Below are 23,700 nucleotides of genomic sequence, written 5' to 3'. Positions count from 1 at the left end.
GTCTATACCTTCTTTCACGGTTCGCTTGGTTGCAGCATCAAGGCGAGCAGGGCCAGCGGTTAGCCAAGTTGGCGAGCCTGCGTTACTTGCCGGAGCGGGAGCTGTCTGTAGCTAAACAGATACAGCTGCTGGGGCTGGAAGATGCGGCAGATAGAACCTATCGCAATTGGGTGCAACGGATGCATGGGCGGGTGATGTTGGAACTGTTACGGCGTGCGGAGCGACATGTTGTCTGACCATCCGTCTGGAGGAAATACTTCAACCCTGTATCGAGGCCGCACCAACCAAGCAGTAAAAAGAATGGTCGTTTTTTTCGCTTTGCTGGTTTTCCGCTGAGGTGTAGAACGTTGCTCGGTTGTACGCTCTGCGTCAGAGGCGTCATTCAACCGGCCAATGCGTTCAGCACATGCACCGGGTCATTGTGGATCGCCTTCAGCAACGCCTTAGCTGGCCCCGTTGGGTCTCGGCGACCTTGCTCCCAGTTACGCAGCGTACCCAGTTGAACATCAATCAACGCTGCGAATTTAGCTTGGGTCAGCCCAGTCGCCTTACGAATTTCTTTGACCCGCATTGCGTCAACGTGAAACTCGCGGGAAGGCTCACGCTCACCGCGCAGTATCTCGTTCATTTCCTCAACGCTTTCCATCAGTTCATCAAAAAATTTGCTCATGGTTATCTCCAGTGTTCGATTGCAACCTTCAACGATTTACGCTCGTCAGCGGTAAGGTCTTGCTGTTCATTCTTAGGGTAGATCATCAAAAAAACGATCTTTGATGCCGAGACAAAGTGGTAGTAAATCACCCGCGCTCCACCTCGTTTGCCGTGGCCCTTGGCCGCAATCCGAATCTTGCGCACTCCGCCTGTGCCTTCAATTACATCACCGGCTGATGGATTCACGATCAGCACATTTTGAAACGCCATATAGGCATCGTCGTCGATCAGTTCTTTGACACGATGGGTGAAACCTGAAGTCTCGATGAAAATCATAGCTAATGTACGCCATTGGCTTAGTTTTCGGCAATGCTAATCCCGTATACGTCAGCGTGCATCCGATGAGTTGTAACTGGTTTTTAACGAGTCTTGATGTATCGGAGGGCTGTCGATATGCCATCCAGTAAAGACCCCACCGCTTGGGCCGTTGGGCGTCCCTCAGGGCGCACGTGACGTGTTCCAATTGCTATCCCAAGCTGGGTGGGTGAGCCCGTCCTTGTTGACCAACCTGAAGAATATGGTCGGTTTTCGTAATATCGCCGTTCATGAGTATCAAACCCTTCAATTGCCGATCACCGTTGCGATCATCACTCAGCATCTAGGGGGGGTTCTGGCGTTTAGCTCATTTATTCTGACTAAGGATGCAAGTCAGTCAGGTGCCACCCCAGACACTCATCCCCATTAAACGAAAAAGCCTGCTGAGCTCAACACTCAGCAGGCTTTTTAGTCAGTACTTGTCTGGTCAGGCAGCTTGCGCCGCCAAGCTATTGCTGACATTGCGCCCCAGCACCAGCACCGTCACAAAACCCACGCCCACCAATGCCGTCGCCAGGCTCAACAGCACCGAAGTGCCCATCTGATCAACGATCCGCCCGCCAAAGAACGACCCCAGCGCAATGATCACCTGGAACAGCGCTACAAACAGTGGCATACCACGCTCCACATCCTTGGGCGCTACCACAAACATCCAGATGCTGGCGCAGGCCGGGAAGGCGCCGAAGGCGAAGCCCCAGAGCGCGATCAGCATGGCGGCGCCGGTCAGGCCGGTGGCGAAGTAGGGGAACAGGGCGGTGCTGGTGCCGATCATCAGCGCGACCAGCAGCAGGGTGTAGCGCACGCTGCGGTTGGCGGCGAAACCGGCAAAAATGTTACCCGCCACACCGGCTATGCCAAACATCAGCAGCAGTGAGCCGATGGTCGGGCCATCGAAGCCGGAGCTGTTCTTGAAGAAGGGTGCGACGTAGGTGTACGCGGCAAAGTGCGCCAGGCCGATCAGCAGTACCGCGATCAAGCCGACCCGAGCCCGTGGGTTGATGAACAAGGCTGGCAGGTCGCTGACAAGAATGGCTTTTTCCGGCTTGAGCAATGGCAGCAGGAGGACCTGAGCCAACAGCACCGGCAGGCCCACCAGCGCGGTGACCAGGAAGGTCATGCGCCAGCCCATCAGGCCGCTGAGCCAGGTGCCGACCGGTACGCCGAGTACGGTGGCGAGGGTTACCCCCATCATGATGATCGAAGTGGCCTTCGCGACGTCCACGCCTTTGGGCGCCAGGCGGCCGCTGAGGGCGATGGCCGTGGCCCAGAAACCGCCGATGCTGATGCCCAGCAATACGCGCCCGAACAACAGCAAGCTGAAGTCGCTGGCGAAGGCCACGACCATGTTGGCGATGATCATGATCAGCGTCAGGCCGATCAGCAGGTAACGGCGGTCCATGGCGCCAATGATCACTGACAGCAAAGGTGCCGCGAGCGCAGCCATGATGCCGGGCAGGGTGACCATCAGGCCGGCGTGGCCGGCACTGATACCCAGGTCTGCGGCAACGTCGTTGAGAACGCCCACGGGTAGGAATTCGCTGGTCACCAGGGCAAAAGCGCCCACGGCGACCGAGAGGATCGCCAGCCACTGCTGTTTGACGCTTTGTTGATTATGTTCGGGGAGGCCGCGAGGGGCCTGGCTGGCACTTGGCATGATGTTGGGTTCCAGGGTGAACGTCGCCCGAAGTGAGGCGAGGGGGAGGGAAAGTGGAGGCGATTATAGGAATCAGTGCTGGAAATCGGGCAGGCGCTCGTTTCGATAGTAATCATCAGTGCTATCGATGCGACGCTCTAGCACGCACTACGTGACCCATGCACCTTTCATGCGGACTTCTCAAACATTGCCTACAGGCAGTGCATTGCGATGCCACCGGCGACTGATTAGTGTGTGGTTGCGCACACGATCAGGCGCTTCCCACTGCAAAGGAGTTGCAGCATGAGCAAAAACACCAAGAAAACCTCGGGCAAGATCGCGACATTGGCAGCGGATACGCTCAACAGTCCAACCTCATCAGTCATTGCCAGAAGTCTTGCCGCTTCAGCGCTAGCCCAGAAAGGCACCGACAAGCAGACCAGCGCAGAGATGGAGGAGACGGCTGGCAAGGTGCTGGGCAGCGATAAATACAACGAAGACACGAAGGCGCTTGCGGCGTCGGTGCTTTCTCAGGCCAATAAAGCGCGTTGACGCTGAGTCATTTCGATTAGGTCGGGAAAGTCCCCGTGGTCTCATCGACCACGGGGGCCAGGTTCGCTCATCGCGCGAGTTTTTCAGAAAGACTGTCGATAAATACCGTTTCCGCCCGGCTCATCTTCTGTTCCCGGTTCCACAGCAGATGGATGTCCACGTCCGTAATGCCCTCGTCCGGCGGTAGCCGCCACAGCAGTCCATTCTTCACATCGTCCGCCACCACATGGATCGGCAGGCAGCCAAGACCAAAGCCGGCGATCACCAGACGCCGCACTTCTTCCAGGCTTGAGGACGACGCCACAATCCGCCCGCTGAACCCCTGCTGGTCGCGGAAAATCGTCAATGGCGAGAGCATTCCGCCGATCTGGTCACTGGTGAAGCTCACGAAGTTCTCCGACTGCAGATCACCCTCCGCCAAACCAATGCGCCCGAACAGCGGGTGATGGCGGCCACAAAAAAACGCATAGCGCTGGCGCAGGAACAGGTGCTGTTCCAAGCGGGGCTGCGGTCGGCGGTTAAGGCTCAATCCCAGGGTCGCGGTTTTTTCCAGGAGCGCGGCGACGATGTCCGAGCTACGCATCACCTCGACTTCCAGGTCGACCCGAGGATGTTCACGATGAAAATCCGCCAGGAATTCATCGAATGTGTCCGAGTTGATCCGGCTGATCATCAGCAAACGCACTTTGCCGATCACTTCATCACCCGGTTTTTGCAGGGCATTGCTCATCTGCGACACCTGGCCGTACATCTCGCCGGCGATGGCGAAGATCTGCTCGCCGGCCTCCGTCAACACAAAGCGCGGACCACGGCGGACGATGAGTTGGCAATCGAGCTGTTCTTCCAGGCGCTTGAGCGCCTGACTGATCGCCGGCTGGGTCAGGTGCAGGCGGGCGGCGGCTCGGCTGATGCTCAGCTCCTGGCCAATCACACGGAAGGTGCGCAGCAGGTTCCAGTCCAGGCGGTCGTTGAGCAAGGGGTGAATGTCGCGGCGGGCTTCGGGCATGGCGCAGCTCGATAATAAGCAGGATTTATAATTGGAATAATAAATAGAAAATTGACTAATCATAGCCCCAAGACGATAAATCACCCTCAACAAGCGCCATCAGAGCGCATGCGTTCGACCTTTCTCCTGCCAAAAAAATAACCAAAGGAGCCAGCCCCATGAAGCCTTCCGCTTCGCCCCAGCCTCGCCGTGCTGCGGCCGCCGCTTTTATCGGCACCATGATCGAGTGGTACGACTTTTACATCTATGCCACCGCTGCGGCGCTGGTGTTTGGCCAACTGTTTTTTCCCTCCGAAGACAAACTCTTCAGCACCATGGCGGCGTTCGGTACCTTTGCCGTGGGTTTCTTCGCGCGGCCGCTGGGCGGCATTGTGTTCGGGCACATCGGTGACCGGATCGGCCGCAAGAAATCCTTGGTGATTACCCTGGTGATGATGGGTGTGGTCACCGTGTGCATCGGCCTGCTGCCGACCTATGCGCAGATCGGTGCGGCTGCGCCGGTGTTGCTGATCCTGCTGCGTGTGGTGCAGGGTATTGCCGTTGGCGGCGAGTGGGGCGGGGCGGTGTTGATGGCGGGCGAGCATGCGCCGAAAGGCCGCCGCAACTTCTTTGCTTCCTTCGCGCAATTGGGCAGCCCGGCTGGGCTGATCCTTTCGCTGCTCGCGTTCAGTGCGGTCACCCGTCTGCCGGAAGACGCGTTAATGAGTTGGGGCTGGCGCTTGCCGTTCCTGGCCAGCGCGTTGCTGTTGGTGGTTGGCCTGGCGATTCGTCTGGGCGTGAATGAGTCGCCGGAATTTCTTGAAGACAAAGCCTTGGCGGAAAAAGCGCGGGCGATCAAGAAAGACCAGGCCCCAGTCATTGAAGTGCTGCGAACCGCCTGGCGTCCGCTGCTGCTGTGTATCGGTGCCAACACGTTGGGCATTGCCGGTGTGTATTTCACCAACACCTTCATGATTGCCTACAGCACTCAGCAATTGGGCCTACCGCGTTCGTTGATTCTGGAGTGCCTGTTCTTCGTCGCCATCATCCAGTTCTGCGTCCAGCCGCTGGCCGCCTGGGTGGCGGAGAAGGTCGGTGCCACGCGTTTCCTGTGCGCAATGACGGTGCTGGCCATGGCTTCGCCTTACCCAATGTTCGTATTGGTCAGCAGCGGCCAGGCGCCCTTGATCATCCTCGGCATCGCCTTGGCGGTGGTGTGCATGGCCTCGTTTTATGCCGTGATCGCCGGCTTCGTCAGCGGCCTGTTTGAAACCCGTGTGCGCTACACCGCGATCTCCCTGGCCTACCAGGTTTGCGGCGCGCTGGCGGGAGGTCTTACGCCGTTGATCGGCACCTGGCTGGCCCACGAATACCAAGGCCAATGGTGGCCGATGGCAGTGTTTTACAGCTTGATCGCGGCGGTTTCGCTGGTGTGTGTGCTGGCATTGTCGCGCCGGCATGCCACCGCCCACCGTCATGAAATGGCCCATAGCGTTTGATGGAGTTTGTGTAATGTTGAAGATCAATGGCGAGCGCCTGTGGGCCAGCCTGATGGCCATGGCCGAGATTGGCGCCACGGCACGCGGCGGCAGTTGCCGCCTGGCTTTGAGCGCCGAAGACAAAGCCGGTCGCGAACTGTTCAGCCACTGGTGCACGGCCGCCGGGCTGACCCTGAGCGTGGATGCCATCGGCAATCTGTTCGCCCGTCGTGCCGGAACGGACAAGGATGCGGCGCCTGTGATGATGGGCAGCCACCTCGACACCCAGCCCGAAGGTGGGCGTTTCGACGGTGTCTACGGTGTATTGGCGGGTCTGGAGGTGATCCGTAGCCTTGACGATCATGGGATCCAGACACGTAAGCCACTGGAAGTCGCGGTATGGACCAACGAGGAGGGTGCTCGTTTTACGCCAGCCATGCTCGGTTCGGCGGTATTCACCGGCACCCTGGCGTTGGACAAGGCCCTGGCCACTGCCGATGTCGATGGCATCCGTGTGGCCGAGGCTTTGCGTGCTACTGGCTACAGCGGCTCACGCTCCTTGGGCGGCGCGGTGGATGCGTATTTCGAAGCGCATATCGAGCAGGGCCCGATTCTTGAGGAGAACGCCAAGAGCATCGGTGTGGTCACCGGCGGTCAGGCCATTCGTTGGCTGGATGTGCGCGTCGAAGGCATGGCTGCCCACGCTGGCACTACGCCGATGCCGCTGCGTAAAGACGCCTTGTATGGCGCCGCACAGATGATCCAGGCGTTGGAGAACCTGGCGGCGGATTTTGCCCCGGAAGGCCTGACCACCGTGGGTGAATTGAGCATCGCCAAATCGTCGCGCAACACCATCCCAGGCCTGCTGAATTTCACCGTCGACTTGCGTCATCACCGCGACGGCGATATCGATGCCATGGAACAGCAGGTGCGCCAGCAATTGCAGGCCATCGCCGAGCAACGCGGATTGTCCGTGACCGTCAGCCCACACTGGATCAGCCCGGCTACACCTTTCGACGCCGATTGCGTCGCCTGCGTGCAAACCGCCGTGGATGCCCTGGGTTACAGCCAACAACGCATCGTCAGCGGCGCCGGCCACGACGCCATCCACCTGGCGCGCTATTGCCCGACAGCGATGATCTTCATCCCTTGCGTCGGCGGCCTCAGTCACAACGAAGCCGAAGACGTGTTGCCCGAGGACGTGCGCCAGGGCACCGACGTATTGCTCAATGCCGTGTTGAAACGCGCCGGCCAGGTTCAGTAAGGAGATTTCTTCATGCGTACGTTTTTTCATCCCGAACAACTTTTGCATCATCCGCGCAGCTACTACTCCCGTGGTCAGATGCGTACGCCGCAGGAGGTTCCCGAGCGTGCCCGTAACCTGCTGTTAGCCGCGCAAACCTTGGGTTTCGACATCCTGCAGCCGCAGGACTACGGCCTCGATCCATTGCTGGCCGTACACGGTGCGCCCTACCTGGCTTTCCTGCAGGAAGCCCACCAACGCTGGAAGGAAATCCCCGAAGATTGGGGCGACGAAGTCATGTCCAATATCTTCGTGCGCGAACCCAACGCCCTGCGCGGCATCCTTGCCCAAGCCGCGCGTTACCTCGCAGATGGCAGTTGCCCGATCGGCGAACTGACCTGGCGCTCGGCCTATTGGTCGGCCCAGAGCGCCGTGGCTGCCGCCCAGGACATTCTTGATGGCGCACCGGCCGCCTACGCCCTCTGTCGTCCACCGGGCCACCATGCGCGTTACGATGCGGCGGGAGGATTCTGTTACATCAACAACGCTGCGGTAGCTGCCCAGGCATTGCGTGAAGGTTTCCAGCGCGTCGCCGTACTCGATACCGACATGCACCACGGCCAAGGTATCCAGGAGATTTTCTACGAGCGTGACGACGTGCTTTACGTCTCGATTCACGGTGACCCCACCAACTTCTACCCTGGCGTTGCCGGCTTCGCCGAAGAGCGCGGTAGCGCAGCAGGTGAAGGCTTTAATCTCAACCTGCCAATGCCCCACGGTGCCAGCGAGGCGGTGTTCTTCGAAAAACTGGAACTGGCCTTGGCGGCGGTGAAAAACTTCTCGGCAGATGTGCTGGTGCTGTCACTGGGTTTCGATATCTACGAGCTGGACCCGCAGAGCAAAGTCGCCGTTACACGGGAGGGTTTCGCGCGGTTGGGTGAGTGCATTCGCGGGTTGGGATTGCCGTGCGTGATCGTGCAGGAGGGCGGCTATCACCTGGAGACGTTGGATAGCAATGCGCGGGCGTTTTTTAATGGTCCGCAGGTTTGGGTGTGAGTGTATCGGGCACCAGCTCCAATATCCGGTCTCTGCCGCCTTCCGCCAGCAGGTAAGTCCCTCGTCCTGTCGGGACAATCGACTGTGGTGCTTTCAAGAACGAGAGAATGGTTTGCTGGCGCCCCTGTTTATCAATCAACAGCAGGCGTGCCCGATGGGTGGCGTCTTCGTTGACCCATAACCCGCGCTCATCGCACATCAGGAACGTGGGTTGGTTCAGGTTGGCCAGCACAACCGGGTCGCTGCCATCATCGGTCAGCTCACGTACCACACCTTTTTGCTTTTCGTTGTAGAGCAGGCGCCCATCTGTGCAGCGCACGATGGATTCGTCTTCCTGCACTTGGTCGCGCAACACGGTCAGGGCGCCGTCGCTCCAGCGATAACGCAGCAGGCGCCCGGTGGGTTTGCGGTCTTCGATGGCGTAGAGATCGTCGCCGTCATCCCACAAGCCTTGTACGCTTTCGCCTGTGAACAGTTCGGTGACGACGCCGTCCTTGAAGAAGCTGACGGGCAAATCGGCAGACTCCTGGCTGAACACCCAACCGCCACGGGTCGGGACGATACCATCCGGTTTGGACAGGTTGGTCACCACCCCTTCACGGGTGCCGTCGGGGTGGATTCGCACGATGCTGCCTTTGCCCTTGTCGAGTTCCTGGCTGACCATCAACGAGCCGTCCGCCATGGGCATCAGCGAGGCGGCCTTGGGCACGTCACGGTGTATGACTCGCACGTTCCAACCCTTGGCGGCACTGACGGGGTAGTAACTTTGCCAGGCAAAAAAGCCCAGGGTGGCGACGCACAGTAGGCCTGCTGCACGCACGCCATACCGGAGTGCAGAGTGTTTTTTTGCGGAGTGAGTCATCGATGATTGCCAGCAGTCAGTCGCGGGGGAGAGAGCCGATCACCCTACCAAGCTTAACGATGAACTTCACCCACGTTGAACCCGGTGTCCCCTTTTAACGGTGCTTAACGCTCTGCCTCCAAGCCCTGCCGGAGCTTTTCCAGCAATTCATCGATATGAAAGGGCTTGGTAATCAGGTCCATGCGTTCACCCAGGAAGTTCTGTCGGTTGGCCGCATTCTCGGCGTAGCCGGTCATGAACAGGATGGGCAGGTCGGCACGCAGGACGCGCGCATGGTCGGCCAGCTCACGACCGGTCATGTAGGGCAGGCCGACATCGGTGAGCAGCAGGTCGATGGAAGGGGCGGCCTTCAGAAGGGCGAGGGCTTCGTCGCCGTCCGCTGCCAGGCTGCAGTGGTAGCCGGCATCCGTCAGTACCTCGGCGACAAAACTACGAACTGAGGGCATGTCTTCGACGATCAATATGTGTTCACCCTTGCTGTTGCCCGGCATCGGCAGCGCCTTGGTGGCTAGGGTGGCGGGCCCCTCGGCGGCGGGCAGCATGATGGTCACTTCGGTGCCCTGACGGGTCACGCTACGGATCTGCGCATCGCCGCCTGACTGGCGGGCAAAACCGTAGATGGTCGACAGACCCAATCCGGTGCCTTGGCCCACGGGCTTGGTGGTGAAGAAGGGGTCGAACACCTTGTCGATCAGGCTGTTCTCGATACCGACACCGTTATCCCGCACCGACAGTGCGACGTAGGGACCGTTTTCCAGCTTGAGGTTGCCGTTGGAGTAAGCCGGATACGTCGTGACCCAGATAATCCCGCCCTGGGGCAACGCATCGCGAGCGTTGATCACCAGGTTCAGCACTGCGCTTTCCAGCTGGATCGGGTCCACCATCGCCACGGCGGGGTTGGTGGTCAGCTCCAGTTTCAAGGCGATGTGTTCACCGATGGTGCGCACCAGCAATTCTTCCAGGGAACGGATATGCGCATTGATATCAATCGGCCGGGTGTCCAGTGGCTGCTGGCGGGCAAAGGCAAGCAGTCGGTTCGTCAGGCCAGCGGCGCTCAGGGCTGAACTGAGTGCGGCGTCGGCATAGCCCAGCACCTTGTCGGTGCGTTGGCTTTCGATACGTTTTTTGATCAACTCCAGGCTGGTGATGATGCCGGTCAGCAAGTTATTGAAGTCATGGGCAATGCCCCCGGTGAGTTTGCCCAAGGCATCCATTTTCTGCGCCTGGAGCAACTGCGCTTCGGTTCGCGCCAACTGGGTGGCGGCGTTGGCCAGCTCGGCCTGCTGGTGGCGTTCGCGATGGCGATGTTCGGTGACATCTTCGACAAACACCAGGCTCAATTCGGCACGGTCATAGGGCGAGATCTGCCACTCGGTTTCGCGCAGTTGCCCGTCGACCTTCATCTGCAGCGTTCCCTTCCAGCGCTCACCGGCCCCCAGGCGCAGGCACAGCTCTTGGATCACCGCGAGTTGATCGGCGGCAAAGCATTCGAGCAGGGCGTCCGGATTGAGGTTGTGGTGAATCAATTGGGCGAACGCGTGGTTGCATTCGTGCACTTTCAGCTGTGCGTCCATCACCGCAATCGGTGCGCTGATGTTGAAGAAGATCTCTCTGAAGCGCGCCTCGCTTTCGCGTAGGGCATATTCGGTATCACGCACGCGCAACAAGGTACGCAGGGTCGCCAGCAACACGTCCGGGTCTATCGGGTGGATCAAGTAGGCATCAGCGCCGGCGTCCAGGCCAGTAATGATGTCGCCGGTTTCGATGGACGCTGCAGAGACGTGTACCACCGGCAGCAAGGCCGTGGCCGGGTCGGCGCGCAAACGGCGGACGATGTCGAAGCCGCTCATATCGGGCAGGTTGACGTCCAGGACCAGGGCATCGATTTTCCCGCTGGCGATGAGGTCCAACCCCTCCTGGCCGGTGCCGGCTTCCAGCACCCGGTAATGATGACGCTCAAGGCGCCGGCGCAGGGCGTAGCGCGTGGCGGCGTTGTCGTCAACGATCAGCAGCTGAATGTCACGTTTCATCGACGGTCTCGCTGGCGAGGGAAAAGGGAATGATCACAAAGAACAGCGAGCCCACCCCAGGTGTGCTTTCCACGCCCACCCGGCCACCCAGCAATTCGGCGAAACGCTTGCACAGCGACAGGCCCAGGCCGGTGCCGCGTAGACGTTTCTGCAGCGGCGAGTCAATCTGGGAAAAGTCTTCGAACAGATTACTGTGCAATTCGGCAGGAATGCCCAGGCCGGTGTCCTGCACGGCAAAACGGATTTCGTGTGCATTCTCCATGCGCGCCGAGACCCGCACTTCGCCTTGCGCCGTGAACTTCAGTGCATTGGAGATGAAGTTACGCAGGATCTGCGCCAGCTTTTTGTCATCGGTGTAGAGCTTGGGCAGGCCGGACGGCTCCTCGAAGATCAGGTCCACCGAGCTTGCATCGGCAATTGGCCGGAACATGCCGCGCAACGCCGAGAACAGGTCGAACATATCGAACCAGGCCGGGGAAATACTAATGCGCCCGGCCTCGATCTTGGCCAGGTCCAGCAGGTCGTCGACCATCTCGCGCAGTTCGCGCGCAGAACTGCGGATGAAGCTGACCTGGGTATGCTGTTCCGGGCTCAACGGGCCGTCCAGCTCATCGGCCAGCAGACTGGTAATACTCAGGATCGAGCCCAGCGGTGTGCGGAACTCATGGCTCATGTAGGACAGAAAGCGGCTTTTGAGGTCCGATGCCTGGCGCAGTTGGTCGGCTTGGGTGTCCAGTTCGGCATACAGCGCTAGAACGCCCTGGTTGGTTTCGTCCAGTTCAGTGCGCAGGGCATCTGTCTCCAGGCGAAGGCGTTGCACTTCTGCGGCGAGCGAGGCAGGGGTGTCAGCCATCAATGGCCTCCAAGGCAATCACGAAGACCGTGACATCATCCCGGCCGCGACAGAAATCACGGTGCAGGATAGCGGCGATCAGGGCAGGGTGGCGGTGGACGAGTCCAGGGTAGTCCAAGAGATTCCAACGTGATTGCAGGCCGTCGCTGTACAGAATCAGCAATTGGCCGCCCACCTGAGCGTAGTCGAAGGCATGGGCCTTGCGAAACTGCACGCCCACGATGCCGGGGTGTGAGGCCAGGCCACGGGACTTGTCCGGCGCGACCAGGCTGGCGCCGATATTGCCCACGCCAGTGAACTTCAGGTTATCGGCTTCGGCATCATACTGGGCCACGGCCAGCGCGCCGCCACGGGTGCCATTCATGCCGATGTGTATATCGTTCATCAGAATCGTCGAGTCCAGAAACGCGTTCTGGGCAAATACCGTCTCTCCTGCTCGGGCGGCACGCTCGGCAAATTCGCCATGACCGAGTCCGTCGGCCACCATCACACTGAAGCGGCCAGGTTCGATTGCCAGGTGCCAGGCGTCGCCGCAATGCGGATCCTCGTGCAGTGAATGCTGGCTGACCCCGTAGCGAATGTCCTTGGCCAGTGAGCCGCGGGAGTACAACCTGGCCAGGATCGCCGTGCCACGAGGGTCGGCGTACACATCGAACACCTGGGCCAGGCGTGAAATCGCCCCCAGGCCAATGCCCTGGGTGCCGCCGGTGGAGTAGCCGTCCACCAGGCAACTGTTCAGGTCGAAGCCTTGGCCACGGTCGATGGCCACCAACTCGACACCACCGTTACCGGTGGCGCGCAGATGCAATTGACCATGGTCGGCGTGCTTCAGGACATTGCTGGCCAGTTCCGTGGCCACCAGGGCCACGCGTCCGGCGTCGGTATCGTCGAAGCCCAGGCCTTCGGCGAGTTGCTGCGCGGTGCGCCGGGCATGGCCGATCTGGCTGGTGTCTTCAATCAACAACACATGCGTCAGGACGCTGGGGATGTTCAGGCCCATCGGGTGATCGTCACGCGGGTGCCTTTGCCGGGTGCGGTGTCCAGTTCAAATTCATCCACCAGGCGCTTGGCGCCGGTCAGTCCCAGTCCCAAGCCGCTGCCGGAGGTCCAGCCGTCGGTCATCGCCAGCTTCAGATCGGGAATGCCCGGGCCTTCATCGCGAAAGGTCAGGCGCACGCCGAAGCGGTGGTCTTTTTCGATCACCGCCCAGTCCATGTGGCCGCCCTTGCCATACACCACCGTGTTACGGGCCAGTTCACTGACCGCCGTGACCAGCTTGGTCAGGTCGATCAGGCGCATGCCGCAGTCCTGGGCCAACTTGCGCACCAGTTGTCGAGCCAGCACGACATCCTGTTCGATCAGCACCGGGTGGGTGCCATTGCTGGCTTGGGTCATGAGCGTTCTACCCGGTCGCGCAGCAGTTTCATGCCGCGCTCGACATTCAATGCAGTGGCCACGCCGGGCAGGGTCATACCCAGTTCTACCAGGGTGATAGCCACGGCCGGTTGCATGCCCACCAGCACGGTCTGGGCATCCATGATGCTGGACAGGCCGGAAATGGTGCCGATCATGCGCCCGATGAACGAGTCGACCATGTCCAGCGCCGAAATATCGATCAACACGCCTTTGGCCGAGGTGCGGCTGATGCGCTCGGACAAGTCGTCCTGCAAGGTCAGTGCAAGCTGGTCGTGCATGTCCACCTGGATGGTCACGAGCAAAAACTCGCCCATCTGCAAAATAGGGATGCGTTCCATGCTCAGACAGCCTTGGTGACGGTGACGCCGAGGCGTTTGAGCGAGAGGGCCAGAGCGTCGGCCAGGTTGGCCTTGGTGACCACGCCTTGCAGGTCGAGGCCCAGGTGCACGATGGTCTGGGCGATTTGCGGGCGCACGCCGCTGATGATGCAATCGGCACCCATCAGGCGGATCGCGGTCACGGTCTTGAGCAGGTGCTGGGCGACCAGGGTGTCGACAGTCGGCACACCGGTAATGTCGATAATCGCGATTTCCGCGCCGGTGTCGACGATACGTTGCAGCAGCGACTCCATCACCACCTGTGTGCGCTGCGAGTCCAGGGTGCCGATCATCGGCAGGGCCAGCACGCCGTCCCACAGCTTGACGACTGGGGTGGAGAGTTCCAGCAATTCTTCCTGTTGGCGTTTGATCACCGATTCGCGGGACTTCTGAAACGTGCGGATGGTGTGCATGCCCAGTGCGTCGAGCAGCTCCGATATCTTCAACAGCTGTTCTGCCAACTGCACAGGTTGATCGGCATATACCTGTTGGAGCAGGGCGAACAGGGGGCCTTTAAGGGCGAAGATAAAACTGGCGGTTTGTTGCGAGTCCTGACCGGCGAGGGCGCGACTGTGAGAAAGTTTTTCCAGGAATACACGGGTTTGCGCCCAGTTTTCGTGGTCGGTATTCTGGGAACCGCCCAGTTGCAGGGCCTCAGTCAGCAGATTCAGGAACTCATGGGTCTGCTGTTTGATATCGTCGCCTTTGATGTTGCGCGTAGCGCCCGAGGCCTCGAGGCTGGCATTCCATTCGTCAAGGAGGGCGCTTCGATTATCCAGCAGAGCCTGAATTGTGTTCGTTTGCAAAGTTGCCACGGGTAACCTCCTTGAATGCCTTAGATGAACTTCACGCAATTTATACTAAATAGAACCGTTTTGAAGTATTTCGCCGAATTTTCCGAACATAAACGGACAGGTCACACCCATGGCGAATCCAGCATTTGATTTCGATCAGCTTTCGCTGCACTCCAGCGACGCCAGATAATCCTGGCCGCCGTAATACAGGCCCAGGATCGACACCGTTTCGCTGGCAGCGTTCAGCACGAACGCGATGACCGTGGTGCGCCGATAGTGAGTGATGCGCAAGTCTTTGAGCAGGTCATCACGGCGGGTGCCGCGCAAGGGAAACAGGCAAAGGCCTTCGCAGTAGCGGATGAGGCTGTCGATAAAGCGTGCAGCTATAACTGGGGAACTGGCATCGCTGATGTAGTCTTCAAGGGCGTCGAGTTGCGCCAAGGCTTCAGGCGAAAAGGCTACCGCGTAACTCACGCTTTCCCGGTGCCTTTTCGCTGACACTTGGCTGCCATGTGTTCTCGAACCTGTTCGACGGACAGCGCGCGCTCGGGCTTGGTCTTGAGGGCTGCCGCAGCTGGGATCACCTCGTCCCGCAGCCAGTCTTCCATGGCGCGATCACGTGCCAGCAATACTCTCAGGCCGTCGCGGATCACTTCGCTCTCGGATGCATATTCACCGGCCGCGACCTTGGCTTTGACCAGGGCCGCCATTTCGATGGGCAAGGTAATGCTCATTTGCTGGGTTGAGCGCATGTAGATGTCCGCCGAAGGAGGGTAGGATTCAATCCTACTTGACCACTGGCGTGATGCAAGAAGCAACTGATCGATGCCGATATCCAGCATCTCGTCGTCTGTCCAGAAGTAAGGGGTTTCCATGCGTGCTACATCTCCCGTTGTGAAGGTCAGGCCGCAAGTATTGACCCATTTCGGCGATTGCGTGGCCGCAAAAAACCCAATAACCCACTGATATGTATGACTTCATATTTGTAGCAGGGTCATTACGACAAGCCGCTCCCGGCATGCATGGCGCGCCATCGGCTCCCATACGATAATGCCCGCCACCTCGACCATATTGGCACTCCCGTGATCATCAACTTCGACCTCAACGACCTCCAAGCCTTCCGCGCCGTGGTAGACAAGGGTAGTTTTCGCAGTGCCGCCGAAGCTATCCGGATCTCGCAGCCGGCCCTCAGCCGGCGTATCGAAAAGCTTGAGACCGCCCTGGATGTGAAGCTGTTCGAACGCACCACGCGGCGCGTCAGCCTGACCATGGTCGGCCGCGCATTCCTGCCGCAGGTCGAGCGCATGCTCGACGATCTCGATGTCGCGCTCATGGGCATCAGCAATGTCGCGTCCACACGCATGGGCAATGTCACCATCGCCTGCGTGCCGTCCACTGCGTACTACTTCATGCCCCACGTGATCTCTGAATTCCACAAGTTGTATCCAAAAATTCGCCTGCGGGTGCTGGATGCCAGCGCCGGTGAAGTGTGCAATGCCGTAGAAAGTGGCGAGGCGGATTTCGGCGTGAGTTTCAGCGGCAGCCTGGCCGATGAAGTGGAGTTCGAATTGCTGCTGCAGGAGCGTTATGTGCTGGCCTGTCGCCGCGATCATCCCCTGGCCCAGCGTGACAGCGTGACCTGGTCCGAGGCCTACGAACACGACTACATCACCGTGGACAAGACTTCCGGCAACCGCTTCCTGCTCGATCAGGCGTTGCGCGGCGTGCGGGTGAAAAAGCCGAGTATCTGCGAAACGCACCACGTAACGACGATGATCGGGCTCGTGGAGGCAGGGTTGGGGGTGGCGATGGTGCCGTCGATTGCGATGCCGGCCGGCGAGCATCCGATCCTGGTGAGTGTGCCGCTGGTGGAGCCGCAGGTGATGCGCAATGTGGGCTTGATAAAACGCCGCGGGCGGACCTTGCCGCCAGCGGCGCTGGAGTTGGAACGGTTGGTGCGGGAGATGCCGTTTCGGTCAGCGTGACACCGAGTCCAGGCCGGTGGCTTGCACCACCGGTTGCGCTTGGGGCGACGCCAGGTACTGCAACAAGGCCTTGGCCTGCTCAGGGTGTTCGGCATTCACCGGAATGCCGGCGGCAAAACGGGTCACCGATTGCACATCCTCCGGGATCTTGCCAACGTAGGTCACACCCGCCACCGGCAGCAATTCCGCGACCTGCTGCAGGCCCACTTCGTAGTCACCCTTGGCGACCTGTTCGGCCACCGGCAGGCGTTCGATCATGGTGCCTTTGGCCGGCATGCCGAGCTTCTTGAACAACTCCTTCTCGACATACACACCGCTGGCGCTGTCCGAGTAAGCCACGGATTTGGCCTTGCTCAGCGCGGCTTTCAATTCGGCATCCGTACCGATTGCAGGTTTGACCGCGCCGGCCTTCACCACCAGGCCGATGCGCGAGTCCGCCAGTTCCACACGGGAAGCCGGGTCGACCTTGCCTTGTTTGATCAGGTCATCCAGGGCGTAGCCGACCATGATTACCACGTCGGCATGTTCGCCACGGGCGAGACGGTTGGGAATCGCTTCCGGCGCCTTGCCCATGGACGGACCCAGAATGGTGTCGAGGCTGTCACCGCTTTGCTTGGCGTACTGCGGGCCAAGCAACTTATACGCGGCGGTGAAACCACCCGACGTCATCACCTTGAGCTGTTCGGCCTGGGCCGACAGCGCCAGGGCGCCGAGGGCCAGGGCCGTCAGGGTCTTGAGCAACGGCTTCATCACGCCGCCTCCTGCATCACCTGGCCACGGGTATTGGCGCGACGATACAGCGCCAGGGTTGAACACAATGCGCAGGCGGCGGCGAACATCATCCAGTAGGCGGGCGAGGCCTTGTCTTCGGTGATGTGGATGAACCAGGTGGAGATCGCCGGGGTAAAGCCGCCGAAAATCGCAGTCGCCAGGCTGTAGGCCAGGGAGAAACCTGCCACACGCACTTCCACCGGCATGATTTCGGTCAGGGCCGGGATCATGGCGCCGTTGTACATGCCGTAGAGGAAGGAGAACCACAGCAGGGTTTCCAGCATGTGGGCAAAGCTCGGCGCATTTACCACGTAGGACAATGCTGGATAAGCGGTCAGAACCGTCAGCACGGTCATGGCGATCAGCACTGGCTTGCGGCCGAAACGGTCGCTCAGGGTGCCGCCGATCGGCAGCCAGACAAAGTTCGACACCGCCACCAGCAGGGTCACCAACAGCGCGTCGGAGGTGCTCAATTGCAGCACGGTCTTGCCGAAGGTCGGCGCGTACACGGTGATCAGGTAGAACGCGGTGGTGGTCATGGCCACCATCAGCATGCCGCCGATGACTACGGTCCAGTTCTTCACCAGGGTCGCCAGCACTTCACGCATGGTCGGGCGATGCTTGCGGTTGGCGAACTCTTCAGTTTCCTGCAGGTTGCGACGCAGGATGAAGATGAACGGGATGATCACACAGCCGATGGCGAACGGAATGCGCCAGCCCCAATCGGCCACCACGGCGGGTTCCATCCACACGTTCAGGCCATAACCCAGTGCGGCGGCGACCACGATGGAGATCTGCTGGCTGCCCGATTGCCAGCTGGTGTAGAAACCTTTGCGGCCGGGCGTGGCCATTTCGGACAGGTACACCGACACACCGCCCAGTTCCGCGCCGGCCGAAAAGCCTTGCAACAGGCGGCCAAGCAGCACCAGCAGCGGTGCCCACAGGCCAATGGTGTGATAACCCGGCACCAGCACGATCAGCAGCGTGCCGCTGGCCATGATCGACAGGGTCACGATCAGTCCTTTGCGGCGACCGACGTCATCAATGTAGGCACCCAGGATGATCGCGCCCAATGGACGCATCAGGAAGCCTGCGCCGAACACCGCGAAGGTCATCATTAATGACGCAAACTCATTAGCGGCAGGGAAGAACGCGGCAGCGATGTAGGTGGCGTAAAAACCGAACAGGAAGAAGTCGAACTGTTCGAGGAAGTTGCCCGAAGTCACGCGGAAAACCGCGCCCACTTTCGAGCGGGCAGAGTCGGGTCGGGTAGGGCTAGTCATGGTTTTGTGTCTCCAGCGTTCTTTTTAAAGTGCTTGTTTCGCCTAAGACCGAGAATAGTGGCTGACACATTTAGAAATGATAAGTGACAAATTTGGATAGATTGATGCGCATTGGCTATCAATCAGTGGCGCGGTCAAAAATGCGTTCGCTGTTCTATGCTTAAGGTGTGACCAATTCTTACGGATGGGAGGTGGCGATGACTGACCAACAGAAACGGCGGGACGAGCCGGAGCGTGAACAACCCCGACAGCGGGAGGAAGAAAAACCGCAGACCTGGAAGCATCCGGATGATGGAACGGAGCTTTCCGAGCGGGATCAGGAGCGTCCGCTCAAGCCCTGATCAATGCGACGGTCTAAAGGCGATTCCGATGGGAGTTATCGATGTGTCATTCGATAACTCCCATTTTTTCGTCGGGAAATTATTTGACATATTTGATTTGTGATCACATATTGAGGCCATAAGAACGACAACACAGGTTTTGCCTCATGACAGATGGTCCGCTCCTCCTGCCCACCCTGCGCCAGGTGTCCCGCGATACCTTGCAAGACCAGGTCTACCGCCAGATCCGCGAAGCCTTGATGAGTGGCCGTTTCCAGCCTGGCCAGAAGCTCACCATCCGCGGTCTCGCCGAAGCGCTCGGTTCCAGCCCGATGCCAGTGCGCGAAGCGCTGCAACGCCTCAGCGCCGAAAACGCCTTTGAAGTCACCGAAACCTCCCGTCTGCGTGTGCGCCTGATGACGGTCGAACGCCTGCGCGAAATCCGTGATGCGCGGGTCGCCCTCGAAGGTTTGCTCGCCGAAAAGGCGGTGCTGCTCCTGCAAAAAGCCGACCTCGATGAAATCACCGACCTCTGCCAGCAGATGCAACACGCCGCCGACGAAGTCGACGTGTCGCGTTACCTGTGGACCAACTTCGCGTTTCACCGGCGCATCTACGCCGTGGCCCAGGCCGAGTTGACCATGGCTGCCGTGGAAAACTTCTGGCTGCACATGGGCCCGTGTTTTGCGCTGGTCGCCCCGGATAAAGCTCACCTGCAACGTTCGATGGAGGCGCACACGCGCATCGTCGAAGCCCTGGCTGCCCGCGACGGCGCCGGCGCACGCGCAGCGGTGACCGATGACATCATGCAGGCCGCCGATTCCCTGGCGCGCCTGCTCGTCAAGAACGACCGTTCGCGGTCGTCTGCTTCAGGAGGTAAACGTGCATGAGTGTCCTACAACGGCTGCAGCCCTATCCTGGGTTACGTGTGTTGATTTCCGGCGGGGCTGCCGGCATTGGTGAAGTGCTGGCAGCGGCGTATCTGGAAGCCGGTGCGCAGGTGCATGTGTGTGATGTGAGTGAGCCGGCCCTGGCTGCGTTTCGCGACAAATACCCAGGCACCGTCGCCACCCGCGCGGATGTCAGCGATGCCGCGCAGATCGAGGCGGTGTTCCAGGTGCAGCGCGAGCAGTTCGGCGGCCTCGATGTGCTGGTCAACAATGCCGGGATCGCCGGGCCTACCGGTGGGATCGATGCGATCAGCGACGCCGAGTGGCAAGCCACCATCAATATCAATCTCACCGCACAATACCGCTTTGCCCACCACGGCGTGCCGATGCTCAAGGAGTCTTCCCACGGCCACTTGCTGCATATCGCCTCGGTGGCGGGGCGCTTGGGCTACGCGTCGCGCACGCCCTATGCGGCGACCAAATGGGCGATTGTCGGCTTGATGAAATCCCTGGCCTCGGAGCTGGGCGAGAGTGATATCCGCGTCAACGCCTTGCTGCCCGGCATCGTCGAAGGCCCGCGCATGGACGGCGTAATCCGCGCCCGTGCCGAACAGGTTGGCGTGCCCGAAGCCGAGATGCGCCAGGAATACCTCAACAAGATTTCCCTTAAGCGCATGGTCACCGCCGAAGACGTGGCCGCCATGGCGTTGTTCCTCTGTTCGCCCGCCGCACGCAACGTGACCGGCCAAGCGATCAGCGTCGACGGTAACGTCGAGTACCTGTAAGCCACGCAAGAACACATCGCGCTGTACCCAGGATTTTTTTCATAAGAATAAAAGTCGGAGATCTGTCATGTCCAAAAATCGTCCTGTCATTATTACGTGCGCCGTTACCGGTGCGATTCATACGCCGTCGATGTCACCGCATTTGCCGATCACCGCCCAGGAAATTGCCGATGCCGCCATCGGTGCCGCCGAAGCCGGCGCCGCGATTGTGCACCTGCATGCCCGTGACCCCAACGACGGCCGCCCCAGCCAGGACCCGGCGCTGTTCGCCGAATTCCTGCCGCAGATCAAGGCCGCCAGCGACGTGGTGATCAACATCACCACCGGCGGCGCACCGACCATGGGCGTGGAAGAACGCCTGCAGCCGGTGATGCAGTTCAAGCCGGAACTGGCTTCGCTGAACATGGGCTCGATGAACTTCGGCCTGTACGAAATGCTCAACCGCTTCACCGATTTCAAGCACGACTGGGAGCGGCCGTACCTCGAAGAAAGTGACGACCGGATCTTCCGCAACACCTTCCGCGACATCACCCACATCCTCAATTCCTGTGCCGAAAACCGCACGCGTTTTGAGATCGAGTGCTACGACATCGGCCACCTCTACACCGCTGCGCACTTCCTGGAACGCGGCCTGCTCAAGCCACCGTTGTTTATCCAGTCGGTATTCGGCTTGCGCGGCGGCATCGGCGGGCACCCGGAAGACTTGGCACACATGCGCCGTACCGCCGACCGTCTGTTTGGCGACGACTACGTGTGGTCGATCCTCGGCGCTGGGCGTGGGCAGATTCCGCTGGCGACCATGGGCCTGTCCATGGGCAGCAACGCGCGAGTGGGGCTTGAGGATTCGCTGTGGGACGGGCCGGGCAAACTGGCGGCGTCGAATGCCGATCAGGTCCGGCGTATTCGTACTGTGATCGAAGCCCTCGGTCACCGCGTCGCCACGCCGGATGAAGCGCGGGAAATCCTCGGGCTCAAGGGGCGCGATCAGGTCAACTTCTAACCCAACAAACCGCCGCGTCAAGGCGCGGCTTGCATCCCGCACAACAACAATAAGGGGATCACCATGCATATCGAAGTGCTCGTCGACGTCAAGACCACCCTGGGCGAAGGCCCGGTGTGGGACGTCGAGCAACAACGCCTGTATTGGATCGACAGCGCCGACGGCCGCATCCTGCGCTGCACCGACGACGGTCGCGAGCTGCGGGCCTGGGACGTGGGCCAGAAAATCGGCTCCATGGCCCTGCGCCGTGACGGCGAGTCGGCCATCGTCGCCCTGCAAAACGGCGTGCACACCCTCGACCTCAACAGCGGCGAACTCGACCTTGTCGCTGATCCGGAACCGCACCTGCCCAACAACCGCCTCAACGACGGCAAGATCGACCGCCAAGGCCGTTTTATCTTCGGCTCCATGGACACGTTGGAAGACAACGCCAGCGCCAAGCTTTACCGCCTGGACGCCGACCTGAGCCTGCACACGTTGGACGAAGGCATCATCGTGTCCAACGGCCCGTGCTGGAGCCCGTCGGGTGACACCTTCTACTTTTGCGACACTTGGTCCGGCGAGATCTGGGCCTACGACTACGACTTGGCCACCGGCAACGTGAGCAATCGCCGCACGTTCGCCAAGGTCGATACCTCCGGCGGTGGCGCCGCCGACGGTTGCACCGTGGATGCCGAAGGCTGCCTGTGGCAGGCGCTGGTCTACGCCGGAAAACTGGTGCGCTACACCCCCGACGGCCATGTCGATCGCATCATCCAGATGCCGGTGAAAAAGGTCACCAGCCTGACCTTTGGCGGGCCGAACCTGGACACCCTGTTTGTGACCTCCATGGCCAAGCCGCCGCTACCGCGTTTTCCGGCGGACGGCCAGCAGCGCGGAGCGCTGTTCGCCATTACCGGGTTGGGCGTGCAAGGAATAGCCGAGCGACGGTTCGCCAGCTAGCGCGTGTGTGTGACAAGGCATATTCCTTCGCAACCTTGTGTCAGTGCGCGCCCTCGCGCGCCTGGAGAGGCCCATGGCAACTATTAAAAAAGCGTCGCTGCGCAGCATTCACCGGCATTCCTGGGTGTCGCTGCTGGTCTGCTGGATGATCTGGATCCTCAACGCCTACGACCGTGAGATCGTGCTGCGCCTGGGGCCGACCATTTCCAAGCATTTCGATTTATCCGCCGACCAATGGGGCACCGTGGCCACGGTGGTGATGCTGGCCCTGGCGCTGCTGGATATTCCCGGTTCGATGTGGAGCGACCGTTATGGTGGCGGCTGGAAACGTGCGCGCTTCCAGGTGCCGCTGGTGCTGGGCTACACCGCGATCTCGTTTCTGTCCGGCTTCAAGGCGTTGAGCGGCAACCTCGCCACCTTCATTGCCCTACGCGTCGGCGTCAACCTCGGCGCTGGCTGGGGCGAGCCGGTGGGGGTGAGCAACACCGCCGAATGGTGGCCGGTTGAGCGTCGCGGTTTTGCCCTGGGTGCACACCATACGGGTTACCCGATTGGCGCGATGCTCAGCGGTATCGTCGCGAGTTTTGTCATCACCGTGTTTGGTGAGGACAACTGGCGTTATGTGTTCTTCTTTGCCTTCGTGGTGGCGCTGCCGCTGATGATTTTCTGGGCGCGTTATTCCACGGCCGAGCGCATCACTGCGTTGTACGTCGACATCGCCGCCAAAGGCATGACCCCGCCCGACAATGCCCCGGCCAGCTCGGTAAAAGGCGAAGCCTGGCGCACCTTTGTCGCCACCTTGCGCAACCGCAACATCGCCCTCACGGCGGGCAATACGATGCTGACCCAAGTGGTGTACATGGGCGTCAACATCGTGCTGCCGGCCTACCTCTACAACATCGCCGGGCTGTCCCTGGCCGAGTCGGCGGGGATGAGCGTGGTGTTCACCCTCACCGGCATCCTCGGGCAACTGGTGTGGCCGTCGCTGTCGGACATCATCGGCCGACGCACCACCCTGATCATCTGCGGCGTGTGGATGGCGGCGAGTGTCGGCGCGTTCTACTTCGCCAACACCCTGACGCTGATCGTCGTCGTGCAACTGCTGTTCGGCCTGGTGGCCAATGCGGTGTGGCCGATCTACTACGCCGTGGCCTGCGACTCGGCCGAACCGTCGGCGACGTCCACCGCCAACGGCATCATCACCACCGCGATGTTTATCGGTGGCGGCCTGGCGCCGGTGCTGATGGGCAGCTTGATCGCCATGGGCGGCGGCTGGACCACGCTGCACGGCTACACCGTGTGTTTCTTCGTGATGGCCGGCTGCGCCCTGGGCGGCGCGTTGCTGCAACTGTTTTCCCATCGCCCCCAGGCGTTGGCTATGCAACTCGACTCCTAGAACAACACCGATGCGCCCCCCAG

At 60.4% G+C, this 23,700-nt stretch carries 26 protein-coding genes and 1 pseudogene; 12 read left to right on the top strand and 15 right to left on the bottom strand.

Features of this window, described 5'->3' with window-relative positions; genetic code table 11:
• Positions 1-382 precede the first annotated feature (382 nt).
• Positions 383-670 (bottom strand): NadS family protein, encoded by a 288-nt coding sequence (gene nadS / locus H096_RS28575; protein ID WP_016975178.1) that lies wholly within the window; start codon positions 668-670, stop codon positions 383-385.
• Between the two features lie 2 nt (positions 671-672).
• On the bottom strand, positions 673-987 hold the full coding sequence (locus H096_RS28570; protein ID WP_033902644.1) for a type II toxin-antitoxin system RelE/ParE family toxin: 315 nt from the start codon (positions 985-987) through the stop codon (positions 673-675).
• 151 nt (positions 988-1,138) lie between these two features.
• On the opposite strand from H096_RS28570, the pseudogene H096_RS33705 reads away from it, so the two are divergent.
• Positions 1,139-1,396: pseudogene (locus H096_RS33705) on the top strand (DUF86 domain-containing protein); the annotation flags it as partial.
• A gap of 57 nt (positions 1,397-1,453) precedes the next feature.
• On the opposite strand, the gene H096_RS28565 reads toward H096_RS33705, so the two are convergent.
• Entirely contained in the window at positions 1,454-2,680 is a 1,227-nt protein-coding gene (locus tag H096_RS28565; RefSeq protein WP_033902643.1) for an MFS transporter, read from the bottom strand.
• A 282-nt stretch (positions 2,681-2,962) separates the two neighbouring features.
• Here H096_RS28565 and H096_RS28560 point away from each other — a divergent pair, with 282 nt between their 5' ends.
• Positions 2,963-3,211, top strand: a complete 249-nt coding sequence (locus H096_RS28560) for a hypothetical protein (RefSeq protein WP_033902642.1) — start codon at positions 2,963-2,965, stop codon at positions 3,209-3,211.
• Positions 3,212-3,278: 67 nt separating this feature from the next.
• Here the strand turns inward: H096_RS28560 and H096_RS28555 are convergent, their stop codons facing one another.
• Positions 3,279-4,217, bottom strand: a complete 939-nt coding sequence (locus tag H096_RS28555) for a LysR family transcriptional regulator (RefSeq protein WP_033902641.1) — start codon at positions 4,215-4,217, stop codon at positions 3,279-3,281.
• A 158-nt stretch (positions 4,218-4,375) separates the two neighbouring features.
• On the opposite strand from H096_RS28555, the gene H096_RS28550 reads away from it, so the two are divergent.
• From H096_RS28550 to H096_RS28540, 3 genes are read left to right on the top strand one after another with little or no spacing between them, the layout of a single operon-like run.
• The gene (locus H096_RS28550) at positions 4,376-5,695 is read left to right on the top strand and encodes an MFS transporter (RefSeq protein ID WP_016975188.1); all 1,320 of its coding nucleotides are present in this window, start codon (positions 4,376-4,378) and stop codon (positions 5,693-5,695) included.
• Between the two features lie 13 nt (positions 5,696-5,708).
• Entirely contained in the window at positions 5,709-6,938 is a 1,230-nt protein-coding gene (locus H096_RS28545; protein ID WP_033902640.1) for a Zn-dependent hydrolase, read from the top strand.
• Positions 6,939-6,950: 12 nt separating this feature from the next.
• Positions 6,951-7,973 (top strand): histone deacetylase family protein, encoded by a 1,023-nt coding sequence (locus tag H096_RS28540; RefSeq protein WP_033902639.1) that lies wholly within the window; start codon positions 6,951-6,953, stop codon positions 7,971-7,973.
• On the opposite strand, the gene H096_RS28535 is transcribed toward H096_RS28540, so the two are convergent.
• From H096_RS28535 to H096_RS28495, 9 genes are all read right to left on the bottom strand, one after another.
• Positions 7,948-8,835 carry a hypothetical protein gene (locus H096_RS28535; RefSeq protein ID WP_051422235.1) on the bottom strand — a complete coding sequence of 296 codons (888 nt, stop codon included), beginning with the start codon at positions 8,833-8,835 and terminating at the stop codon, positions 7,948-7,950. The two genes, H096_RS28540 and H096_RS28535, sit on opposite strands and share 26 nt — an antisense overlap.
• A gap of 104 nt (positions 8,836-8,939) precedes the next feature.
• Positions 8,940-10,865, bottom strand: a complete 1,926-nt coding sequence (locus H096_RS28530) for a response regulator (protein ID WP_033902637.1) — start codon at positions 10,863-10,865, stop codon at positions 8,940-8,942.
• The gene (locus H096_RS28525; RefSeq protein WP_033902636.1) at positions 10,855-11,718 is read right to left on the bottom strand and encodes an ATP-binding protein; all 864 of its coding nucleotides are present in this window, start codon (positions 11,716-11,718) and stop codon (positions 10,855-10,857) included. Before H096_RS28525 ends, H096_RS28530 begins: the two co-directional genes overlap by 11 nt.
• Positions 11,711-12,718 (bottom strand): ATP-binding protein, encoded by a 1,008-nt coding sequence (locus H096_RS28520; RefSeq protein ID WP_191983024.1) that lies wholly within the window; start codon positions 12,716-12,718, stop codon positions 11,711-11,713. The genes H096_RS28525 and H096_RS28520 overlap by 8 nt, the downstream gene beginning before the upstream one ends.
• Positions 12,709-13,113: an ATP-binding protein gene (locus tag H096_RS28515; RefSeq protein WP_033902635.1), complete on the bottom strand. Its 405-nt coding sequence runs from the start codon at positions 13,111-13,113 to the stop codon at positions 12,709-12,711. Before H096_RS28515 ends, H096_RS28520 begins: the two co-directional genes overlap by 10 nt.
• Positions 13,110-13,472 carry an STAS domain-containing protein gene (locus tag H096_RS28510; protein WP_033902634.1) on the bottom strand — a complete coding sequence of 121 codons (363 nt, stop codon included), beginning with the start codon at positions 13,470-13,472 and terminating at the stop codon, positions 13,110-13,112. The genes H096_RS28515 and H096_RS28510 overlap by 4 nt, the downstream gene beginning before the upstream one ends.
• Before the next feature lie 2 nt (positions 13,473-13,474).
• On the bottom strand, positions 13,475-14,326 hold the full coding sequence (locus H096_RS28505) for an STAS domain-containing protein (protein ID WP_033902633.1): 852 nt from the start codon (positions 14,324-14,326) through the stop codon (positions 13,475-13,477).
• Between the two features lie 135 nt (positions 14,327-14,461).
• Positions 14,462-14,779 (bottom strand): type II toxin-antitoxin system RelE/ParE family toxin, encoded by a 318-nt coding sequence (locus H096_RS28500; RefSeq protein ID WP_033902632.1) that lies wholly within the window; start codon positions 14,777-14,779, stop codon positions 14,462-14,464.
• Positions 14,776-15,057 carry a type II toxin-antitoxin system ParD family antitoxin gene (locus H096_RS28495; RefSeq protein WP_033902837.1) on the bottom strand — a complete coding sequence of 94 codons (282 nt, stop codon included), beginning with the start codon at positions 15,055-15,057 and terminating at the stop codon, positions 14,776-14,778. Before H096_RS28495 ends, H096_RS28500 begins: the two co-directional genes overlap by 4 nt.
• 330 nt (positions 15,058-15,387) lie before the next feature.
• On the opposite strand from H096_RS28495, the gene H096_RS28490 reads away from it, so the two are divergent.
• Complete coding sequence (locus H096_RS28490; RefSeq protein ID WP_033902836.1) at positions 15,388-16,290, top strand: LysR family transcriptional regulator; 903 nt, start codon at positions 15,388-15,390, stop codon at positions 16,288-16,290.
• Here H096_RS28490 and H096_RS28485 read toward each other — a convergent pair.
• The gene (locus H096_RS28485) at positions 16,282-17,040 is read right to left on the bottom strand and encodes a substrate-binding domain-containing protein (RefSeq protein ID WP_033902631.1); all 759 of its coding nucleotides are present in this window, start codon (positions 17,038-17,040) and stop codon (positions 16,282-16,284) included. The two genes, H096_RS28490 and H096_RS28485, sit on opposite strands and share 9 nt — an antisense overlap.
• Complete coding sequence (locus H096_RS28480; protein WP_016975196.1) at positions 17,040-18,344, bottom strand: MFS transporter; 1,305 nt, start codon at positions 18,342-18,344, stop codon at positions 17,040-17,042. Before H096_RS28480 ends, H096_RS28485 begins: the two co-directional genes overlap by 1 nt.
• A gap of 197 nt (positions 18,345-18,541) precedes the next feature.
• Between H096_RS28480 and H096_RS34300 the strand changes: the two genes are divergently transcribed.
• From H096_RS34300 to H096_RS28455, 6 genes are all read left to right on the top strand, one after another.
• Positions 18,542-18,685 carry a hypothetical protein gene (locus H096_RS34300; protein ID WP_167351253.1) on the top strand — a complete coding sequence of 48 codons (144 nt, stop codon included), beginning with the start codon at positions 18,542-18,544 and terminating at the stop codon, positions 18,683-18,685.
• A 146-nt stretch (positions 18,686-18,831) separates the two neighbouring features.
• Positions 18,832-19,554 carry a GntR family transcriptional regulator gene (locus H096_RS28475; RefSeq protein ID WP_016975198.1) on the top strand — a complete coding sequence of 241 codons (723 nt, stop codon included), beginning with the start codon at positions 18,832-18,834 and terminating at the stop codon, positions 19,552-19,554.
• Entirely contained in the window at positions 19,551-20,339 is a 789-nt protein-coding gene (locus tag H096_RS28470) for an SDR family oxidoreductase (protein ID WP_033902630.1), read from the top strand. The genes H096_RS28475 and H096_RS28470 overlap by 4 nt, the downstream gene beginning before the upstream one ends.
• A gap of 67 nt (positions 20,340-20,406) precedes the next feature.
• On the top strand, positions 20,407-21,339 hold the full coding sequence (locus H096_RS28465; RefSeq protein ID WP_016975200.1) for a 3-keto-5-aminohexanoate cleavage protein: 933 nt from the start codon (positions 20,407-20,409) through the stop codon (positions 21,337-21,339).
• A 63-nt stretch (positions 21,340-21,402) separates the two neighbouring features.
• Positions 21,403-22,281, top strand: coding sequence for an SMP-30/gluconolactonase/LRE family protein (locus tag H096_RS28460; RefSeq protein ID WP_033902629.1), 879 nt, complete (start codon positions 21,403-21,405; stop codon positions 22,279-22,281).
• Positions 22,282-22,354: 73 nt separating this feature from the next.
• Positions 22,355-23,677, top strand: a complete 1,323-nt coding sequence (locus H096_RS28455; protein ID WP_033902628.1) for an MFS transporter — start codon at positions 22,355-22,357, stop codon at positions 23,675-23,677.
• Positions 23,678-23,700: the final 23 nt, after the last annotated feature.

Source organism: Pseudomonas sp. FH1, from assembly GCF_000510895.2.
Lineage (GTDB): Bacteria > Pseudomonadota > Gammaproteobacteria > Pseudomonadales > Pseudomonadaceae > Aquipseudomonas > Aquipseudomonas azotoformans_A.
The sequence above is the reverse complement of the archived record's forward strand: the minus strand, read 5'-3'. Positions and strand labels throughout refer to the sequence as shown.

Bases quoted from the DNA above. Each gene is read 5' to 3' on its own strand.
- H096_RS28555 (WP_033902641.1), bottom strand. From the start codon at position 4,217: ATGCCCGAAGCCCGCCGCGACATTCACCCCTTGCTCAACGACCGCCTG.
- H096_RS28515 (WP_033902635.1), bottom strand. From the start codon at position 13,113: ATGACCCAAGCCAGCAATGGCACCCACCCGGTGCTGATCGAACAGGAT.
- H096_RS28535 (WP_051422235.1), bottom strand. From the start codon at position 8,835: ATGACTCACTCCGCAAAAAAACACTCTGCACTCCGGTATGGCGTGCGT.
- H096_RS28550 (WP_016975188.1), top strand. From the start codon at position 4,376: ATGAAGCCTTCCGCTTCGCCCCAGCCTCGCCGTGCTGCGGCCGCCGCT.
- H096_RS28495 (WP_033902837.1), bottom strand. From the start codon at position 15,057: ATGCGCTCAACCCAGCAAATGAGCATTACCTTGCCCATCGAAATGGCG.
- H096_RS28465 (WP_016975200.1), top strand. From the start codon at position 20,407: ATGTCCAAAAATCGTCCTGTCATTATTACGTGCGCCGTTACCGGTGCG.
- H096_RS28455 (WP_033902628.1), top strand. From the start codon at position 22,355: ATGGCAACTATTAAAAAAGCGTCGCTGCGCAGCATTCACCGGCATTCC.
- H096_RS28460 (WP_033902629.1), top strand. From the start codon at position 21,403: ATGCATATCGAAGTGCTCGTCGACGTCAAGACCACCCTGGGCGAAGGC.
- H096_RS28565 (WP_033902643.1), bottom strand. From the start codon at position 2,680: ATGCCAAGTGCCAGCCAGGCCCCTCGCGGCCTCCCCGAACATAATCAA.
- H096_RS28570 (WP_033902644.1), bottom strand. From the start codon at position 987: ATGATTTTCATCGAGACTTCAGGTTTCACCCATCGTGTCAAAGAACTG.
- H096_RS28480 (WP_016975196.1), bottom strand. From the start codon at position 18,344: ATGACTAGCCCTACCCGACCCGACTCTGCCCGCTCGAAAGTGGGCGCG.
- H096_RS28520 (WP_191983024.1), bottom strand. From the start codon at position 12,718: ATGGGCCTGAACATCCCCAGCGTCCTGACGCATGTGTTGTTGATTGAA.
- H096_RS28510 (WP_033902634.1), bottom strand. From the start codon at position 13,472: ATGGAACGCATCCCTATTTTGCAGATGGGCGAGTTTTTGCTCGTGACC.
- H096_RS28475 (WP_016975198.1), top strand. From the start codon at position 18,832: ATGACAGATGGTCCGCTCCTCCTGCCCACCCTGCGCCAGGTGTCCCGC.
- H096_RS28545 (WP_033902640.1), top strand. From the start codon at position 5,709: ATGTTGAAGATCAATGGCGAGCGCCTGTGGGCCAGCCTGATGGCCATG.
- H096_RS28540 (WP_033902639.1), top strand. From the start codon at position 6,951: ATGCGTACGTTTTTTCATCCCGAACAACTTTTGCATCATCCGCGCAGC.
- H096_RS28530 (WP_033902637.1), bottom strand. From the start codon at position 10,865: ATGAAACGTGACATTCAGCTGCTGATCGTTGACGACAACGCCGCCACG.
- nadS (WP_016975178.1), bottom strand. From the start codon at position 670: ATGAGCAAATTTTTTGATGAACTGATGGAAAGCGTTGAGGAAATGAAC.
- H096_RS28525 (WP_033902636.1), bottom strand. From the start codon at position 11,718: ATGGCTGACACCCCTGCCTCGCTCGCCGCAGAAGTGCAACGCCTTCGC.
- H096_RS34300 (WP_167351253.1), top strand. From the start codon at position 18,542: ATGACTGACCAACAGAAACGGCGGGACGAGCCGGAGCGTGAACAACCC.
- H096_RS28470 (WP_033902630.1), top strand. From the start codon at position 19,551: ATGAGTGTCCTACAACGGCTGCAGCCCTATCCTGGGTTACGTGTGTTG.
- H096_RS28485 (WP_033902631.1), bottom strand. From the start codon at position 17,040: ATGAAGCCGTTGCTCAAGACCCTGACGGCCCTGGCCCTCGGCGCCCTG.
- H096_RS28560 (WP_033902642.1), top strand. From the start codon at position 2,963: ATGAGCAAAAACACCAAGAAAACCTCGGGCAAGATCGCGACATTGGCA.